This window comes from Blautia hansenii, from assembly GCF_013304445.1.
In the GTDB taxonomy this organism is placed as follows: domain Bacteria; phylum Bacillota; class Clostridia; order Lachnospirales; family Lachnospiraceae; genus Blautia.
This window is the reverse complement of record NZ_JAAITA010000065.1, coordinates 1-816: the sequence shown is the minus strand read 5'-3', so window position 1 is coordinate 816 and position 816 is coordinate 1. Positions and strand designations below refer to the sequence as shown.

Here is an 816-nt window from a genome sequence, read left to right as displayed (position 1 = left end):
AGTCATGACCACCCGCTTAGCGGGTGGCATGTTCTCCCCCTATAAGGGGATATTACCTGCTTGCGCCCGGAAGGCGCACTGAAGTCTGCTAACTGCACCACATTTACAGCTGCCCCCAACTGGGGGCTTTTTCAGTGCTTCCTTACACCGGCACAGCTCCAAAAGGAGCTTGCTGGTTTGCTTTGACTTCCTACTTACGCTCCAAGCGTTTTATTTATTGTGTTTCTTCACTGGCTCACCCGTAAACGGGTCAATATACTCTACTAACGACATCTGATCATACTCTAAATCTTCTTTTAATTGTTTCTGAATATATTCTTTGATCTTTGCAGTATTTTTACCGACTGTATCTACATAATATCCGCGACACCAGAAATGCCTATTTCCATATTTATATTTTAGATTTGCATGGCGTTCGAATATCATGAGCGAACTTTTTCCTTTGAGATATCCCACTATTTCTGATACTGAATATTTGGGTGGAATTCGCACCAGCATATGAATATGATCTGGACAACACTCTGCTTCAATAATTTCTATTCCTTTTCTTCTGCATAATGATCCTAGAATTTCTCCTACATCCGCTCGTATTTGTTTATAAATTACTTGTCTCCGGTATTTTGGTGCAAAAACTATATGATACTTGCATTCCCATTTTGTATGAGCTAAACTATTTACGTCCATTATTTGGACCTCCTGTGCTTTTATTTGTGGTTTTGCAGACCCACATTCATCATAGCACAGGAGTTCTTGCTTATATCTAAAGATTTCTCCCACCACCCGCATAGCAGGTGGTTTATTTCATTGCTGACACAA

1 protein-coding gene is annotated in these 816 nt (G+C 40.6%); it reads right to left on the bottom strand.

Annotated elements, in window-relative coordinates; all coding sequences use genetic code 11:
- Positions 1-210: 210 nt before the first annotated feature.
- Positions 211-684 (bottom strand): IS200/IS605 family transposase, encoded by a 474-nt coding sequence (gene tnpA / locus G5A70_RS15505; protein ID WP_119250607.1) that lies wholly within the window; start codon positions 682-684, stop codon positions 211-213.
- Between the last annotated feature and the right edge of the window lie 132 nt (positions 685-816).